General features: G+C 68.3%; 15 protein-coding genes and 1 tRNA gene. 14 read left to right on the top strand and 2 right to left on the bottom strand.

The features are described 5' to 3' along the window. Positions 1 to 85 precede the first annotated feature (85 nt). The 6 genes from ACFQE9_RS08615 to ACFQE9_RS08590 all read left to right on the top strand — a co-directional run bounded on the left by ACFQE9_RS08615 (position 86) and on the right by ACFQE9_RS08590 (position 3916). A complete protein-coding gene (locus tag ACFQE9_RS08615) occupies positions 86 to 763 on the top strand; it encodes an AzlC family ABC transporter permease (protein ID WP_379743288.1) in 678 nt (225 codons plus the stop codon). After that, positions 760 to 1098: an AzlD domain-containing protein gene (locus ACFQE9_RS08610; RefSeq protein ID WP_379743285.1), complete on the top strand. Its 339-nt coding sequence runs from the start codon at positions 760 to 762 to the stop codon at positions 1096 to 1098. The genes ACFQE9_RS08615 and ACFQE9_RS08610 overlap by 4 nt, the downstream gene beginning before the upstream one ends. A 91-nt stretch (positions 1099 to 1189) precedes the next feature. After that, the gene (locus ACFQE9_RS08605; RefSeq protein ID WP_379743282.1) at positions 1190 to 1636 is read left to right on the top strand and encodes a universal stress protein; all 447 of its coding nucleotides are present in this window, start codon (positions 1190 to 1192) and stop codon (positions 1634 to 1636) included. An 83-nt stretch (positions 1637 to 1719) separates the two neighbouring features. After that, positions 1720 to 2646 (top strand): tRNA pseudouridine(38-40) synthase TruA, encoded by a 927-nt coding sequence (gene truA / locus ACFQE9_RS08600; protein ID WP_379743279.1) that lies wholly within the window; start codon positions 1720 to 1722, stop codon positions 2644 to 2646. Between the two features lie 187 nt (positions 2647 to 2833). Continuing rightward, positions 2834 to 3724: an NAD+ synthase gene (locus tag ACFQE9_RS08595; RefSeq protein ID WP_379743276.1), complete on the top strand. Its 891-nt coding sequence runs from the start codon at positions 2834 to 2836 to the stop codon at positions 3722 to 3724. 121 nt (positions 3725 to 3845) lie between these two features. Further along, positions 3846 to 3916 (top strand) — tRNA-Gly (locus tag ACFQE9_RS08590). A gap of 303 nt (positions 3917 to 4219) precedes the next feature. Here ACFQE9_RS08590 and ACFQE9_RS08585 read toward each other — a convergent pair. Then, positions 4220 to 5131: an acyltransferase gene (locus ACFQE9_RS08585; protein ID WP_379743272.1), complete on the bottom strand. Its 912-nt coding sequence runs from the start codon at positions 5129 to 5131 to the stop codon at positions 4220 to 4222. 205 nt (positions 5132 to 5336) lie between these two features. Between ACFQE9_RS08585 and ACFQE9_RS08580 the strand changes: the two genes are divergently transcribed. The 3 genes from ACFQE9_RS08580 (at position 5337) to ACFQE9_RS08570 (ending at position 8738) form a co-directional block, all read left to right on the top strand. Continuing rightward, on the top strand, positions 5337 to 6398 hold the full coding sequence (locus tag ACFQE9_RS08580) for an aldo/keto reductase (protein ID WP_379743268.1): 1062 nt from the start codon (positions 5337 to 5339) through the stop codon (positions 6396 to 6398). Positions 6399 to 6927: 529 nt separating this feature from the next. Continuing rightward, a complete protein-coding gene (locus tag ACFQE9_RS08575; RefSeq protein WP_379743265.1) occupies positions 6928 to 7683 on the top strand; it encodes a coenzyme F420-0:L-glutamate ligase in 756 nt (251 codons plus the stop codon). A 41-nt stretch (positions 7684 to 7724) separates the two neighbouring features. Next, entirely contained in the window at positions 7725 to 8738 is a 1014-nt protein-coding gene (locus tag ACFQE9_RS08570) for a 5,10-methylenetetrahydromethanopterin reductase (protein ID WP_379743262.1), read from the top strand. 1 nt (position 8739) lies between these two features. Here ACFQE9_RS08570 and ACFQE9_RS08565 read toward each other — a convergent pair whose 3' ends face one another. After that, positions 8740 to 8961 carry a hypothetical protein gene (locus ACFQE9_RS08565; RefSeq protein ID WP_379743260.1) on the bottom strand — a complete coding sequence of 74 codons (222 nt, stop codon included), beginning with the start codon at positions 8959 to 8961 and terminating at the stop codon, positions 8740 to 8742. A 124-nt stretch (positions 8962 to 9085) separates the two neighbouring features. On the opposite strand from ACFQE9_RS08565, the gene ACFQE9_RS08560 reads away from it, so the two are divergent. From ACFQE9_RS08560 to ACFQE9_RS08540, 5 genes are all read left to right on the top strand, one after another. After that, on the top strand, positions 9086 to 10867 hold the full coding sequence (locus ACFQE9_RS08560) for a site-2 protease family protein (protein ID WP_379743257.1): 1782 nt from the start codon (positions 9086 to 9088) through the stop codon (positions 10865 to 10867). Between the two features lie 109 nt (positions 10868 to 10976). Next, on the top strand, positions 10977 to 12467 hold the full coding sequence (gene tgtA, locus ACFQE9_RS08555; protein WP_379743254.1) for a tRNA guanosine(15) transglycosylase TgtA: 1491 nt from the start codon (positions 10977 to 10979) through the stop codon (positions 12465 to 12467). Positions 12468 to 12533: 66 nt separating this feature from the next. Then, positions 12534 to 13757 carry a proteasome-activating nucleotidase Pan2 gene (gene pan2 / locus ACFQE9_RS08550; RefSeq protein WP_379743251.1) on the top strand — a complete coding sequence of 408 codons (1224 nt, stop codon included), beginning with the start codon at positions 12534 to 12536 and terminating at the stop codon, positions 13755 to 13757. 63 nt (positions 13758 to 13820) lie between these two features. Next, entirely contained in the window at positions 13821 to 14315 is a 495-nt protein-coding gene (locus ACFQE9_RS08545) for a pyruvoyl-dependent arginine decarboxylase (protein WP_379743248.1), read from the top strand. A 98-nt stretch (positions 14316 to 14413) separates the two neighbouring features. After that, a complete protein-coding gene (locus tag ACFQE9_RS08540) occupies positions 14414 to 14797 on the top strand; it encodes a DUF5811 family protein (protein WP_379743245.1) in 384 nt (127 codons plus the stop codon). The last annotated feature ends 9 nt before the right edge of the window (positions 14798 to 14806 follow it).

Below are 14806 nucleotides of genomic sequence, written 5' to 3'. Positions count from 1 at the left end.
GTCGGTTGGCGTGTCCCGGCGTGGGTCCGTGTCCATCGCCGCGACTCCGATACCGCTTTGATGCACCCCCCGCTCACTCGGAGGTATGAACGCGGATCTCCGCTCGGGCGTTCGCGACTGCCTTCCGCTTCTCCTCGGCGTCGTTCCCTTCGCGATGGTGACCGGAATCGCGGCGATCGACGCCGGCTTGACGCCCGTTCAGGCGGTCGGCATGTCGGCGGTCGTCTACGCGGGCGCCTCCCAGATCGCCGCGGTCGACCTGCTCGGCGAGACCGCGCCGCTCGCGGTGGTCGTCTTCACCGCGGTCGTGATCAACCTCCGGCTGCTCATGTACTCGGCCTCCATCGCTCCACACCTCGCCGACTACTCGCGGCGGACCCGCGCCGCGCTCGCGTATCTGCTCACCGACCAGGCGTACGCGCTCTCGCTCACGAAACAGGAGACCGGCGAGGTCGACGACATCCGGTCGTACTACCTCGGCGTCGCGTTGACCCTCTGGATCACGTGGATCGTCTGTACCGCCCTCGGCGTCGTCGTCGGCACCAGCGTCCCCCAGGAGTGGGGACTCTCCTTCGCCGTCCCGCTCGTCTTTCTCGCGATCCTCGTCCCCGTGATGACGGATCGTCCCCGGATCGTGGCCGCCCTGGTCGGCGGCGCGGTCGCGGTCCTCGCCGCGGGCGCGCCGTTCAACCTCTCGCTCCCGATCGGCGCGGTCGCCGGGGTCGCGGCCGGACTCGTCTCCGAGGCGGTGGGGAACCGATGACGGAGTACGGCGCCCCCGCGATCTGGCTCGCCACCGTCGCGATAGGGATCGCAACCTACGGCCTCCGGTTCTCGTTCATCCACCTGTTCGGCCGGATCGACGACGTGCCGCCGAAGCTGGAGCGGACGCTCCGGTACGTCCCGCCCGCGGTGCTCGCCGCCCTCGTCGTGCCCCAGCTCGTCTCGATCGAGGCGACCGCCCGGGCGACCCTCCTCGACGCGCGTCTGATCGCCGGGCTCGCCGCGGGCGTCGTGGCCTGGCGAACCGGGAACGTCCTCGCGACGATCGCCGCGGGGATGGGCGTGTTGTGGCTCCTTCGGTTCCTGATCCTTTGAACGGGTCCCCGTCGAGCCGGTCGACCGGAGTCCGCCGTCGTCTCCTTCGCCACCCACCATCGTTTTGGTCCCTTCGCTCGAACGGACACGCATGTACGATCGGATCCTGTTGCCCGTCGCTCCCGATGGCGACACGATGCGAGCGGTCCCCCACGTCGCGACCCTGGCCGAGCGATACGGCGCGACGGTTCACGTTCTCTCCGTGGTCGACTCGATGGAGGAGGTGCTCAACGACCCCCGAATCGGCACGCTCGCGGACCGCCTCGAGACGGCGGCCTACGACCGCGTTCACGACGTGGCCGAGGCGCTCGAGGCGACCGACGCCGACATCGATGTCGTCACCCACGTCGAGCGCGGAACGCCCCACGAGACCATCCGTTCGGTCGTCGAGTCCATCGACGCCGACCTCGTGGTGATGCCGACGCACACGCGACAGGGACTCGAGCGCGTGCTGCTCGGCTCGATCACCGAACGCGTCATCCGGGAGTCGCCGGTTCCCGTGATCTCGGTTCCGATGGACGACGACAACGACGACTGATCGACCGTCCTCGAGGATCGAACGCGACGACGATCGTCCCCCTGGACCTACCGCCCCGACGATCGTTCCCGGCCGACGGGGATATGTACCTTCCCCGACCAGACCCGTCCGTGCGCGCGTTCCGGATCGCCTACGACGGTCGTCCGTTCTCCGGGTTCCAGCGGCAGCCGGACGTGCCGACCGTCGAGGACGCGATCTTCGACGCGCTCGAGGCCCTCGGCGTCGCGGATCTCCCTCGCACCCCGGACGGGGGCCGTCCTCGACCGCCGGGGTACGCCGCCGCCGGCCGAACCGACGCCGGCGTCTCCGCCGCGGCCCAGACGATCGCCCTCGATGTGCCCGACTGGCTCACGCCGCGGGCGTTCAACGGTCAGCTCCCGAAACACGTCCGGGCGTGGGCGGCCGCCGATGTCCCCGACGATTTTCACGCGAGACACGACGCGAGCGCCCGGACCTACCGCTACCACCTCTACGCTCCGACGGCGGCGATCGACGACTCGCCCGCGGCGGTCTCGTCCCTCGACGACGGTCGAGTTCACGACGCGCTCGAACGTCTCTCCGGCACCCACGACTTCCACAACCTCACGCCCGACGACGGGGGAACGGAACGGACGCTCGATGCGTCCGCACGGCGCGAGGGCGATCTGCTCGTCGTCCGCGCGCGCGCCGACGGATTCCCTCGCGAGTTCGTTCGTCGCCTCGTCACGCTCGTTCGCGCCATCGGAATCGGTGACGCCCCGCCCTCACGCATCGACCGCGTGCTCGCTTCGGAACCGCTCGATGGTCCTCGCGGTATCGCCCCCGCGCCGGCGACGCCCCTCGTGTTGTGGAACGTGGAGTACGACTGCGAGACGGCCGATCTCGACGGGACCGTTCGATTCGAGGTCGATCAGGAAGCCGCGGAGAGCGCATTCACCGCCTTTCGCGAGGAATCCCTCGAGGCCCGCCGGACTGCGGCGGCGCTCGATTCGGTTCGCGACCGGATCGACGGGGACCTCGTCGACACGTGACCGGGCGCGGATCCGGGATCTCCTTATACACTTTCCACGAAGATTCTTTATACGTTCGTCCGAGATACTTCCTTATTCATGTTCAATAAGATCCAGAAACGACTAAAAATACTGTGTATGTTCGTTATATTCTCGTCCAAGTCGGTGATTGGCGATCCAGAACACGCGGACTCATCGGAGGTCCCGGATGGGTGACTTCAGGATGACGGACGCCGGTCCCGTTCCGATCGGGGATGGCCGCGGAGGACGCTCCGAACTCGCGGACCCCGGGAGGGTTGGCGACGTCCTCGACGTCGCGACCCTCGACGCTCCCGACGCCCAACGTGACCTGATCGTCGGCTTCATCGCCGATCGGGTTCGGGAGGCGAACGCCGACGGCGTCGTCGTGAACATGAGCGGCGGACTCGACTCCACGGTGACCGCGGCGCTCGCGACGGCCGCGCTCGGGCCCGAGCACGTCTACGGGCTGATCTTCCCCTGTAACAAGACCGGTGCGGTCAACGCTCGGGACGCGGAGGGCCTCGCCGAGGCGCTCGGGATCGAGCACGACACCGTACACCTCCAGCCGCTTTTCGCCCAGTTCGGAAGCCTCGTTCCCGACCGATTCGATCTGCACGACGAGCCGGCGCTCACGGGAAACCTCATCGCTCGACTCCGGATGTCGATGGCCTACCTCGCCGCCAACGCGACGGATCGTCTCGTGATCGGTACGACGAACCGGAGCGAACGGCTCCTCGGGTACCTCACGAAACACGGCGACGGCGCCGCCGATCTGCTGCCGATCGGCCACCTCTACAAGACCGACGTTCGTGCGCTTGCCGACTCCCTCGACGTCCCCGAATTCGTCACCGAAAAGCGTCCGACGGCGGGATTCCTGCCGGGACACTACGATCGCGACGATCTCGGCGCCCCCTACGACACGGTCGACGCGGTGTTGGCGCTCGCCGTCGATGCCGGGATGGATGCGGACGCGATCGCCGATCGGATCGACGTCAACGAGGAGGTCGTCTCGAGACTGCTCGACCGCCACGACTCGACCGACCACAAGCGGTCGACGCCGCCCATCCCCTCGCGGTAGCTACCCGGCCGCCCGGACGCTCGGCCGCCCGGACGCTCGTTCACCTCGCGGTTCCCGATCGGCTCGAACGTCCGGTGAAGCGCTACGTTCAAGTGCGATCGGTCGATACACCTCGATGCACGCGCCGTTGGTCCAGTGGTAGGACAGAGCCTTCCCAAGGCTCTAGCCCGGGTTCAATTCCCGGACGGCGCATTTTCCGAACGGAGTGAGGAAATTCGCCAACGGGAATTGAACCCTGGGAGTCGCAGTCCCGGAACGGCTGAGCGGAGCGAGGCCGCACGCCCGGACCGCCTCCCTCTGGTTCAATTCCCGGACGGCGCACTCCTTGCGGTCGTGTCCCGTCCGACGTCCCGCTCGCTTCGCTCACGGGACTCCCGGACGGCGCATTTTCCGAACGGAGTGAGGAAATTCGCCAACGGGAACTGAACCCCGGGAGACGCGGGCCCGGAACGGCCGATCTGCCCGTGACGGCGTCCCCGTCTCGAACTCGTTCGGTCAGTCCTGCTCGTCGGGCCGGGTGAGGTCGCGTTTGAACTCGTCGAACGGGTCCAGATCGTCGGGAAGGTCGAACTCGATCTCCCGCTCCTCCTGTCGGCTCTGCAGTCGGCCGTCCTCGAGGTCCTTCGCCTCGGATTCCCATCCCGGCTTCACCCGAATGCTCTTTGCGGGCATCCCGACGACGATGTGGTGGTCCGGCACGTCGCCTTGGACCACGGCGCGCGCACCGACGACGCTGTTTTTCCCGATCCGACAGCCTGCACGGACCATGGAGTCGTAGGTGACGCGCGCGTCGTCGCCGATCTCCGTGTGGAAGTTCCGGATCGCGGTCTGGTCGACGATGTCGTGGTCGTGGCTGTAGACGTGTGCGCCGTCGGAGATCGACACCCGATCGCCGATCGTCAGCCGGCCCCGGTCGTCGAGGTGGACGTCGTCGTGGATCACGACGTTGTCGCCGATCTCGATGTTGTGTCCGTAGGTGAAGGTGATCCCCTTGAAGAACCGACAGTCGTCGCCGCACTCGGCGAAGAGGTGTTTGCCGAGCATCTGTCGGAACCGCAACGCGAAGTGGATGTTGTCGGCCATGGGCGTCGCGTCGAACTGCCGCCAGAGCCACTGGAGGTACTTCGATCGGCGGAACGCCTCCTCGTCCTTTTCGGCGTAGTACTCCGACTCCAGCGTGGCGTTGCAGGGATCGTAACTCTGGAGGCGAACCTGCTCGGCCGGGGAGACGCGCTCGCCGGCCTGCCACGCCTCCCACGCCTCGCGATCCCCGTGGAGATCGATCAGGACGTCCCTGACGACCTCACAGGTGTCCTCCTCCGAGGAGAGGCGTTCGTCGACCTCGTCGATGAGGGCCTGAACGCCGGCCTCGGCCGCGTCGGGGAGGGACACGTGTCGCTTTGTCATCGCCGACTGTTCGACACCGATCCACAAAGGAATTCGGTTGTGCGACGATCTCGACACACCGATCACTCGCGTGTTTTTGAACCCGCAATCCCGGTGCTCTCGTGGCCGATGCGGTTCGCGTCGCCCTCTCGTGATCCACCACGCTTCGGTCGCTCCTCACGATCGAACCACACGCGCTAAGTGGGTCGATCCCCTACGAACGCGCATGCACTACCGCGAGCTCGGAGACTCCGGCGTCGAGGTCAGCGAGGTCGGCTTCGGTGCCTGGGTCGTCGGTACCGATTGGTGGGGCGACCGCAGCGAGCAGCAGGCGATCGACATGGTGCGTCACGCCCTCGATCGAGGGATCACCTACTTCGATACCGGCGACGTCTACGGCCACGGCGACTCCGAGGAGCTCGTCGGGAAGGCGCTGGCGGAACACCGCGACGAGGTCACGCTCGCGACGAAGATCGGCTACGACTTCTACGACAATCCGCAGGCCGGCCACGGCGAACTCCCGAAGGAGCTGACCCCCGAATACCTCCGTGAGGCCCTCGATCGATCCCTCGATCGGCTCGGCACCGACCACGTCGAGTTCCTCCAGCTACACAACGCCAACGTCGACGAGGTGACGCCCGAGGTGCGCGACGTCCTCCGCGAGTTCAAAGCCGACGGGCGCGCCGAGGCGATCGGGTGGGCGCTCGGTCCGTCGATCGGCTGGCTCGCCGAGGGTGACGCCGCGATCGAGGACGACGTCTTCGACGCCGTCCAGACGGTCTTCAACCTCCTCGAGCAGGACCCCGGCATGCACTTTCTCGAGACGGTTCGCGAGCTCGATTCCGACACCTCGATCCTGGCGCGGGTTCCCCACTCGTCGGGGCTACTCAACGAGCAGGTCACGCCGGAGACGGAACTCGGCGACGACGACCATCGGTCCCATCGACCGACCGAGTGGTACGAGACCGGGTGGGAGAAGGTCGAAGCGCTCCGATTCCTCGAGCGTGACGGCGATCGCACGATGGGCCAGGCGGCGATCCGGTGGTTGCTTCACAACGACGAGGTCGCCTCGGTGACGCCGACGTTCCGGACGACGGCCGACATTGACGAGTGGGCCGAGGCCAGCGAGGTGCCGCCGCTCTCCGCGCAGGAGTACGACCGCGTCCAGGAGCTGTACGCCTCGAACTTCGAGATCGACCGGTTCGACGGCATGGACGCGCTTCGGACCTCCGTCGACGGCGAGGACATCGAGGCTGCGGGGCTGGACAAGCGAGCCGCCTCGTACTGACCGCTCGGCGGAAGTGGCGAACAGCCGGCGCTTCTTCCGATCCACGACGGGCCGCCGGACACCCGCCTCGGCCGTCGTGGGCGATCGCTCAGATCACTCGACGGGAGTGGTGCTGGCTTCCGATATATACCTTCGTCAAGTCGTCGACCTCGCGTCGTCCGATCCCGGCTCTCCCGTCGTCGAATCGCGGATCCCTCCGTCCGATCGTCGACCTTTCCGGTTCCCGTCGAAACCCGACGACTGAAGTCCATCGTCTCGGAGAGAACCCACTTTCGCTCCGCTCTTCGATGACGGCGTTTCGCGACGGTCCAACCGGAAACGGGCGGCTCGGAAAAAACCCATCGTCACACGGGGCTCGGTGGGGGTAACCCCTCGTCACCGCCGCCCGGTGGTGATAGGGATCCGCGGACCTTCAGTCGACCGATCCGTCGGAGACCGAGTTCGGAACTCGTCTCCGTTGACGCGATCGTGTTCGTCTCCCGTCTCCGCTACCGTCGGGGTTTTGACCGCGCACTCGAAACCGGACCGTATGGAACTGTTCGCGGTTCCGGATCTCCCCGAGGTCCGCGAGGGCGACGACCTCGCCGGCATGATCGCCGACCGGGTCGATCTGCGTCCCGACGACGTCGTGTGTGTGGCGAGCACGGTCGTCTCGAAGGCCGAGGGACGCGTCTGCGACTACGACGCGTTTCCGGCCGGACCTCGCGCTCGCGAGATCGCGGCGAGCCTGGAGGAGGTCACCGGCGAGCCGAAGGACCCGCGCTTCGCCCAGGCGGTCCTCGAGGAGTCGGTCGAGATCCTCCTCGAGTCGCCGTTTCTGCTGACGGCCACGCGCTTCGGCCACGTCGGCGTCAACGCCGGGATCGACCGGTCCAACGTCCCGGACGGCGATCTCCTGTTGCTTCCGGAGCGTCCCTCCGAGAGCGCGGCACGGATCCGATCGGGGATCGACGCGGACCGCGTCATCGTCACGGACACCTGCGGGCGACCGTTTCGCCACGGCCAACGCGGGGTCGCGATCGGGTGGTCGGGACTTCCGGCCAGCCGCGACTGGCGAGGCGAAGCCGACCGCGACGGCAGGGAACTCGGTGCCACGGTCGAGAACGTGATAGACGAGCTGGCCGCGGCCACGAACCTGGTCGCCGGCGAGGGCGACGCCGGCACGCCGGCCGTCGTCGTTCGCGGGTTCGAGTTCGGCGACCACGAGGGATCCGACGCGCACTTCCGTGAGGTCGACGGCGACCTCGTTCGTCGGGCGATCCGCGAGTGGTCCACCGAGGCGTGAATTCCCGCGGCAGCTGAAACCGCTACTCACACACTTCAGACATGTTCGGAATCGAACTCACCCCGGAACACGAGCTGGATCGACTGGTCGACCTCGGCGTCGCCGCCGAGGCGGCCGGCTACGACGCGGTCTTCGCGACGTGTCACTACAACAACCGTGATCCCTGGGCGTTCCTCTCCCGGCTCGCGCTCGAGACGGAGACGGTGCGGGTCGGACCCGGGGTGGTGAATCCCCTGGAGACCCACCCCGTGACGCTCGCCTCCCGGGTCGCGACCCTGGATGAGGCTTCCGGGGGTCGAGCCCTGTTCGGGGTCGGGCCCGGCGACCCGTCGACGCTTCGGAACCTCGGGCTCTCCGACGGGCGGGGACTTCGTCCCGTCCTCGAGGCCTTTCGGATCGCGAGACGGCTCTGGGACGGAGACCGGGTCGATCACGATGGCACCTTCGAGGCGGCCGACGCCGGACTCAATTACCGGCCGCCACAGGGAGCCGACATCCCGGTTCTCGTCGGCGGGGAGGGACCGCACATGTGTCGGATGGCGGCCAAACACGCGGACGGGCTCCTGTTCAACGGTTCGCATCCGGCCGACCTCGGCTGGGCGCGCGACCGGGTCGAAGAGGGACTCTCACAGCGCTCGGACTCCCGCGGAGGGTTCCATCTCCTGGCGTACGCGAGCGTCAGCGTCGCCGAGAACGCGGATGCTGCCCGCGAGGCCGCCCGTCCTGCCGTGGCGTTCATCGCCGCCGGCGCCGCGCCGCCCGTCCTCGATCGCCACGGGATCGACGCCGACACGGCCGAGGCGATCGGCGACCGAATCAGCGCCGGCGAGTTCTCCGCGGCGTTCGAGGCCGTCACCCCGGCGATGATCGACGCCTTCTGTATCGCGGGGACGCCGGCGGACGTCGCGGACCGCGGGGAGGCCATCCTCGAGCACGCCGACGGGATCGTGGTCGGATCGCCGCTCGGTCCCGACCTCGAGGACGCCGTCGATCTCGCGGCGACGGCGCTCGGGGACGTCGTGGATGGCTCGTCCGGTTCGGAACCGCCGACTTAGTTCACTCGCCGAGCGACGGGAACTGGATGCCGACCTCGTTCGCCAGCGCGCCGACGGCCAGGTAGGCGATGGCGACCACGGAGCCGACGATCAACAGCTGTCCGACCAGGAAGGAGACGATCGAGAGCGGATCTCCGCCCGCGACAACGTTCTCGAGGAAGATGTTCGCGAGTCGCGGGACGCCGCCGACGAGCTCGGTGATGAACTCCACCGGTGTGTACATGTGGGCGGCTACGGCGTGGGGGGTCCTAACTGCTGTGGAACGTCTCGAGCGGGACACCGTGGCCCGACGGCACGTCACTTCCGCAACCGAACCCCTTTCCCCCTCCGGCGGCCAAGACGGACCAATGAGTACCCTGTTTTGGATCCTCTCCGGGGTTCTCGCCTACACCGCGATCGCGATGTGGCTTCGCAACCGCGGCGCGTTGCCGGAGTCGGTCCGGATCTCCGGTCCCCTGACGACGATCCACACGACCCGGGGTCGAGCCCTTCTCGACCGGCTCGCCCGCCCGAAGCGCTTCATCCGGGCGATCGCCAATCTCGGCGTCGGCGTTGCGCTCGTGGTCATGGCCGGCACGTTCCTGCTTTTGATCTTCAACGCGATCGAGATCCTCTCGAACCCGCCCGCCCCGACCGGGATCAACACGCCCCAGAACGTCCTCATCATCCCCGGCGTCAACGACTTCCTCCCGCTTACGGTCGCCGTCGAGATCGTCTTCGGATTGCTCGTTGCGCTCGTCGTCCACGAGGGGGCTCACGGCCTGCTCTGTCGCGTCGAGGACATCGAGATCGACTCGATGGGCGTCGCGCTCTTCACCCTCCTGCCGATCGGCGCCTTCGTCGAGCCCGACGAGGAGTCCACGAAGCGGGCCGACCGCGGGGATCGGACCCGGATGTTCGCCGCGGGCGTCACCGCGAACCTCATCGTCGTCATCGTCACCTTCGGCCTGCTCTTCGTTCCGATCGCCGGCGCGGTGTCGGTCGCGCCGGGCGCCGCGGTCGGCGGCGCCTACCCCGGCTCCCCGGCCGCGGAGTCGGGAATCGGGTCCGGCGATCGGATCGTCGCCGTCGACGGAACCCCGGTCGAGACCCCCGACGAACTCCGGGACGTGCTCTCGGAGAACCCGAACGAGCGCGTCACGGTCGCGCTCCACGACGGCCGCGAACGCGTCGTCGACCGCCGGCTGCTCGTGACCGGCGTCGCCGCGGTCTCGCCGCTCGCGGGGGAGAACGGGCTCTCCGCGAACGACACCATCGCCGCCGTCGACGGCGAGCCGGTTCGGACCGAGGCCGCCCTCCGCGAGGCCGTTCGCGACGGGGACGTTCACACCTTCGAGACCGCGAACGGAACCACGGTCGAGGGACCGGCCGGCGCCCTCGTCGCGGTCGTTCCGGACGCCCCCTTCGACGCCGCCGGCGCGCCGGCCGGCGAACACGTGGTCATCACCGCGGTCGGCGACGAGCGCGTCGTCGACCAGCGCGGCTTGAGCGAGGCGATCGACGCGCGCGCCGCGAACGAGACGGTCACGATCGTCGCCTACCGCGACGGCGAGCGAGTTGAGTACGACGTCGAGCTCGGATCGATCGCCGCCGCCGACGGCACCGACGACGACGGAGCCTACCTCGGCGTTCAGATCGCCGGCGGGGTAAGCGGCGTGACCGCCGACAGCCTCGGAGTCCGGTCGTATCCGGCGGGACAGTACCTCTCGATGTTGACCGGCTCCGCGAGCGACTCGCTCGTTGGGACGCTGCTTCTCGTGACGGTTCTTCCCTTCTACTCCATCGTCGATCCGGCTACCGACTACAACTTCGCGGGATTCGTCGGGACGAACGTCCCGTTCTACGAGGTCTCGGGCCCGCTTTCCGTTCTCGGCGATCCGGCCGTCTTCCTCGCCGCGAACCTGCTGTTTTGGACCGGCTGGATCAACCTCCAGCTCGCCTTCTTCAACTGCATCCCCGCCTTCCCACTGGACGGGGGACGCATCCTCCGGACCGCGACCGAGGCGGTCGTCTCCAGGCTCCCCGTGAGCTCCAAATCCGAGCTCACCCGAGCGATCACGACCGCGATCGGCGTGACGATGCTCGCGGCGCTGTCCGTGATGCTGTTCGGTCCGATGCTGCTTCAGTGAGCGGCCGACCGTCGGTGGTCGTTCGGGGACCACGGTCGGTTCGATCGGAACGTGACCCGCGTCCCGGGTGGAACGCAACCCTTACCGCTCGGGGGCGTGGAGACGGCACATGCGCGAGCACTTCGAGATACGGGCCCACGACGGGGCCGCCCGGATCGGCTCCCTGACGGTTCCCCGGGCCGGCGTCGACGTCGAGACGCCCGCGCTGTTGCCCGTCGTCAACCCGAACGTGCTCACGATCGACCCCTCCCGGCTCCGTTCGACCTTCGGCGTCGACGTCCTGATCACCAACTCCTACATCATCCACAGCACCGACCGGGTCCGCGAGCGCGCACTCGAGGAGGGACTCCACGACCTCCTCGGGTTCGACGGCGCGATCATGACCGACTCCGGATCCTTCCAGCTCGCCGAGTACGGCGACATCGACGTGACGACGGCGGAGATCCTCGAGTTCCAGCACGCGATCGGGTCGGACATCGCCACCCCGGTCGACGTCCCGACCCCTCCCGACGTCGACCGCGAGCGCGCGGCGGCCGAACTGGAGACGACCGAGACCGCGCTCGCCGACGCGGCCGCGGTCGACACCGGCGACATGCTCGTGAACGCCCCGGTTCAGGGATCGACGTATCCCGACCTCCGCGAGCGCGCCGGTCGCCACGCCGCGTCCACCGACTTGGACGTCTTCCCGGTCGGCGCGGTCGTGCCGTTGATGAACGGCTATCGGTACGCCGACGTCGTCGAGGTCGTGATGGGCGCCAAACGCGGGCTCGACCCCGATTGTCCGGTCCACCTGTTCGGCGCCGGCCACCCGATGATGCTCGCGCTCGCGGTCGCGTGCGGCTGTGACCTCTTCGACTCGGCCGCCTACGCGCTCATGGCCCGGGACGGCCGCTACCTCACGGTTTCGGGGACCGAACACCTCGAGGACCTCGAGTATCTCCCCTGTTCGTGTCCGGTGTGTTCACAGCACGCGCCGGCGGACCTCCGATCGCGAGGGGACACCGAGCGCGAGCGACTGCTCGCCGAGCACAACCTCCACGTCACCTTCGCCGAGCTTCGCCGCGTCAAACAGGCGATCCGGTCGGGGAACCTCCTCGGACTCGTCGAGCGCCGCGCGCGTGGGCATCCCGCGATGTGGGACGGCTACCGGGCGCTCCTGGATCACCGCGGCGAGCTGGAGCGGACGGACCCGGTCTCGAAGGGGACCTTCTTTTCGGTCTCCGCGGATTCGCCGTCCCGTCCGGAGGTCGAGCGACACCACGACCGGCTCGGTCGGCTCACGGTGCCCGACCGCCTGCTCGTGACCGAGTCGAAGCCCCCCTCGGATCACGACTACGACGCGGTCTGGCGGATCCGTCCGCCGTTCGGTCCCTACCCCCCCGCGCTCTCCGAGACGTATCCGCTGACCGCGGAGGTCCCCGAACGCCCCGACGTCGCCGCGGAGCGGGCCGCCGCCGAGGGCGTCGCACGACTCGCTCGCGAACACGCACACGCGAGCGTCACGCTCGCTCACGACGACTGGGACCCCGCCGCGCTCTCGGCGGTTCCGGAGGCGGTCGAACTGGAGGACCTCTCGCGGCTCGGCCGATCGAACGGATGAGCGTGGTCAAAAAATCAACCGTGACCCAAAGGCACATTTACGCGCGAACCCAATCGTCCACAACGAATGTCCCACAGTCCGTCACTTCCGGATCGACCCCGACTCGACCTCGATCCGGAGATGAGCGAGGCCGAGCGACTGGAGGCGATCCGCAAACACTTCGCCCGGATCGTCCAGGTGAACGACGAACTCGAGGACCGCCTCGAGGACGCGGAGAGCCAACGCGAGGACCTGAAGGACGACGTCGACTCGCTGAAACGCGAGAACGAGGTGCTCAAGACCTCCTCGCTGTACGTCGCGTCGGTCGAGGAGATCACGGACGAGGGCGTCGTCATCAAACAGCACGGCAACAACCAGGAGGTCCTCACCGAAACCGCCTCGCGGCTCGAGGCGGACCTCGAACCGGGCGATCGCGTGGCCATAAACGACTCGTTTTCGATCCAGACGGCCCTCGACGACGAGACGGACGCCCGCGCACAGGCCATGGAGATCCAGGAGTCCCCGGACGTCGAGTACGCCGACATCGGCGGGATCGACGAGCAGATCCGCGAGGTTCGAGAGGCCGTCGAGGACCCCCTCGAGAACCCCGAGATCTTCGACGCCGTCGGGGTCGATCCGCCGAGCGGCGTGCTGTTGCACGGTCCGCCGGGCACCGGCAAGACGATGCTCGCCAAGGCCGTCGCCAACGAGTCGGACGCCACCTTCATCAAGATGGCCGGCTCCGAGCTCGTCCGGAAGTTCATCGGCGAGGGCTCCAGGCTCGTCCGTGACCTCTTCGAGCTCGCCGCCGAACGCGAACCCGCCGTCATCTTCATCGACGAGATCGACGCCGTGGCCGCAAAGCGGACCGACTCGAAGACCTCCGGGGACGCCGAGGTCCAGCGGACGATGATGCAGCTGCTCTCGGAGATGGACGGCTTCGACGAGCGCGGGGAGATCCGGATCATGGCGGCCACCAACCGCTTCGACATGCTCGATGAGGCCATCCTTCGTCCCGGTCGCTTCGACCGGCTCATCGAGGTGCCGAAACCCGGCGTCGAGGGGCGCGAGCGAATCCTCGAGATCCACACGGAGGACATGAACGTCGACGACGACGTCGACCTCTCGGCGGTCGCCGCCGACCTCGAGGACAAAAGCGGCGCCGACATCGCCTCGCTGGCCACCGAGGCGGGGATGTTCGCGATCCGCGACGACCGCACGGCCGTCCGGCGCGGCGACTTCGAGGACGCCCTCGAGAAGCTGGAGGACGCGGACGAGGTCGCGGACCGAAACGTCCACTACCAGTACTGATCCCTGCGGTCCCCGGCCACCCGTTTCGTAACCCCTTAGCGGCGCGGCGGCCTACCTCCGGCGATGGCATCGATCCACGTCGCCGGCGGCGTCGGCGTCGCCCCGACGGAGATGGCGGCCTACGACGCGGCGCTCGCGGACGCGAACCTCCACGATTACAACCTCGTGACGGTCTCGTCCGTCGTCCCCGCCGACGCGACCGTCGAGCGCGTCGAGCACGCGCCCGATCTGGGTCCGGCCGGGAACCGCCTTACCGTCGTTCAGTCGAAACGGGTGGTCGGCCCCGACGAACTCGACGCCGACGACGCGCCGGCGGAGATCGTCGCGGGACTCGGGTGGACGACCGGTCCGGGTCCCGGGCTGTTCTACGAGGTCTCGGGCACTGACCCCGAAGCCGTCAGGAAGCGGATCCACGAGGGGCTCGATGCCGGCGGCGAGCTTCGCGACTGGGAGCTTCCCGATCGCGAGCTCCACCTCGAGTCGGCGGTTCCCGTCGCCGACGCGCACACCTGCGTCGTGGTGCTCGCCGCCTACGGCCACTCCGATCCGATCGTCTGAGCCGTTCCCTCTCCACGGTTGCCCGCGACGCCGGCTCGATCCGATCGCGATCGCCGACGCCTTTTTCACCGTCCTGTCCGTATCGATCCCACCCCTCAATGAACGGCAACAACCCGTATGCCGGACCCCCAGGCGTGACCGCGGCCGGCGAACCGGAGACGCCGCCCGTCGACCTCTCGGCCACCCAGGAGCGCGAGCTCCGAAGCGCGGTCGCCGGGATCGTCACCCAGACCGAATCGTACCTGCCCGACAGCTACGTCGTCGGGTCGGAACTGTCCGTCGGAAGCGACGGCCCGCAGGCGACGGTCGCGGTCAATCCCCCGGCCGGCCACCCGGTCTCGGCCGGGTTCACCCCCGACCCCGAGGACCTGGACGCGGGACTCGAGAAGACGGAAACCGACGAGGTCGCGAAGGGCCTCGCGGCGAGCGCCGCGCTGCAGGTCATGAACGCCATCGGCGACCTCACGCCGACGGCGAAGTGACGCGGGGCG

The organism is Halopenitus salinus (assembly GCF_042662125.1).
Lineage (GTDB): Archaea > Halobacteriota > Halobacteria > Halobacteriales > Haloferacaceae > Halopenitus > Halopenitus salinus.
The sequence above is the reverse complement of the archived record's forward strand: the minus strand, read 5'-3'. Positions and strand labels throughout refer to the sequence as shown.

Coding starts and splice junctions, on each gene's coding strand:
- ACFQE9_RS08615 (WP_379743288.1), top strand. CDS start 86: ATGAACGCGGATCTCCGCTCGGGCGTTCGCGACTGCCTTCCGCTTCTC.
- ACFQE9_RS08610 (WP_379743285.1), top strand. CDS start 760: ATGACGGAGTACGGCGCCCCCGCGATCTGGCTCGCCACCGTCGCGATA.
- ACFQE9_RS08605 (WP_379743282.1), top strand. CDS start 1,190: ATGTACGATCGGATCCTGTTGCCCGTCGCTCCCGATGGCGACACGATG.
- truA (WP_379743279.1), top strand. CDS start 1,720: ATGTACCTTCCCCGACCAGACCCGTCCGTGCGCGCGTTCCGGATCGCC.
- ACFQE9_RS08595 (WP_379743276.1), top strand. CDS start 2,834: ATGGGTGACTTCAGGATGACGGACGCCGGTCCCGTTCCGATCGGGGAT.
- ACFQE9_RS08585 (WP_379743272.1), bottom strand. CDS start 5,131: ATGACAAAGCGACACGTGTCCCTCCCCGACGCGGCCGAGGCCGGCGTT.
- ACFQE9_RS08580 (WP_379743268.1), top strand. CDS start 5,337: ATGCACTACCGCGAGCTCGGAGACTCCGGCGTCGAGGTCAGCGAGGTC.
- ACFQE9_RS08575 (WP_379743265.1), top strand. CDS start 6,928: ATGGAACTGTTCGCGGTTCCGGATCTCCCCGAGGTCCGCGAGGGCGAC.
- ACFQE9_RS08570 (WP_379743262.1), top strand. CDS start 7,725: ATGTTCGGAATCGAACTCACCCCGGAACACGAGCTGGATCGACTGGTC.
- ACFQE9_RS08565 (WP_379743260.1), bottom strand. CDS start 8,961: ATGTACACACCGGTGGAGTTCATCACCGAGCTCGTCGGCGGCGTCCCG.
- ACFQE9_RS08560 (WP_379743257.1), top strand. CDS start 9,086: ATGAGTACCCTGTTTTGGATCCTCTCCGGGGTTCTCGCCTACACCGCG.
- tgtA (WP_379743254.1), top strand. CDS start 10,977: ATGCGCGAGCACTTCGAGATACGGGCCCACGACGGGGCCGCCCGGATC.
- pan2 (WP_379743251.1), top strand. CDS start 12,534: ATGTCCCACAGTCCGTCACTTCCGGATCGACCCCGACTCGACCTCGAT.
- ACFQE9_RS08545 (WP_379743248.1), top strand. CDS start 13,821: ATGGCATCGATCCACGTCGCCGGCGGCGTCGGCGTCGCCCCGACGGAG.
- ACFQE9_RS08540 (WP_379743245.1), top strand. CDS start 14,414: ATGAACGGCAACAACCCGTATGCCGGACCCCCAGGCGTGACCGCGGCC.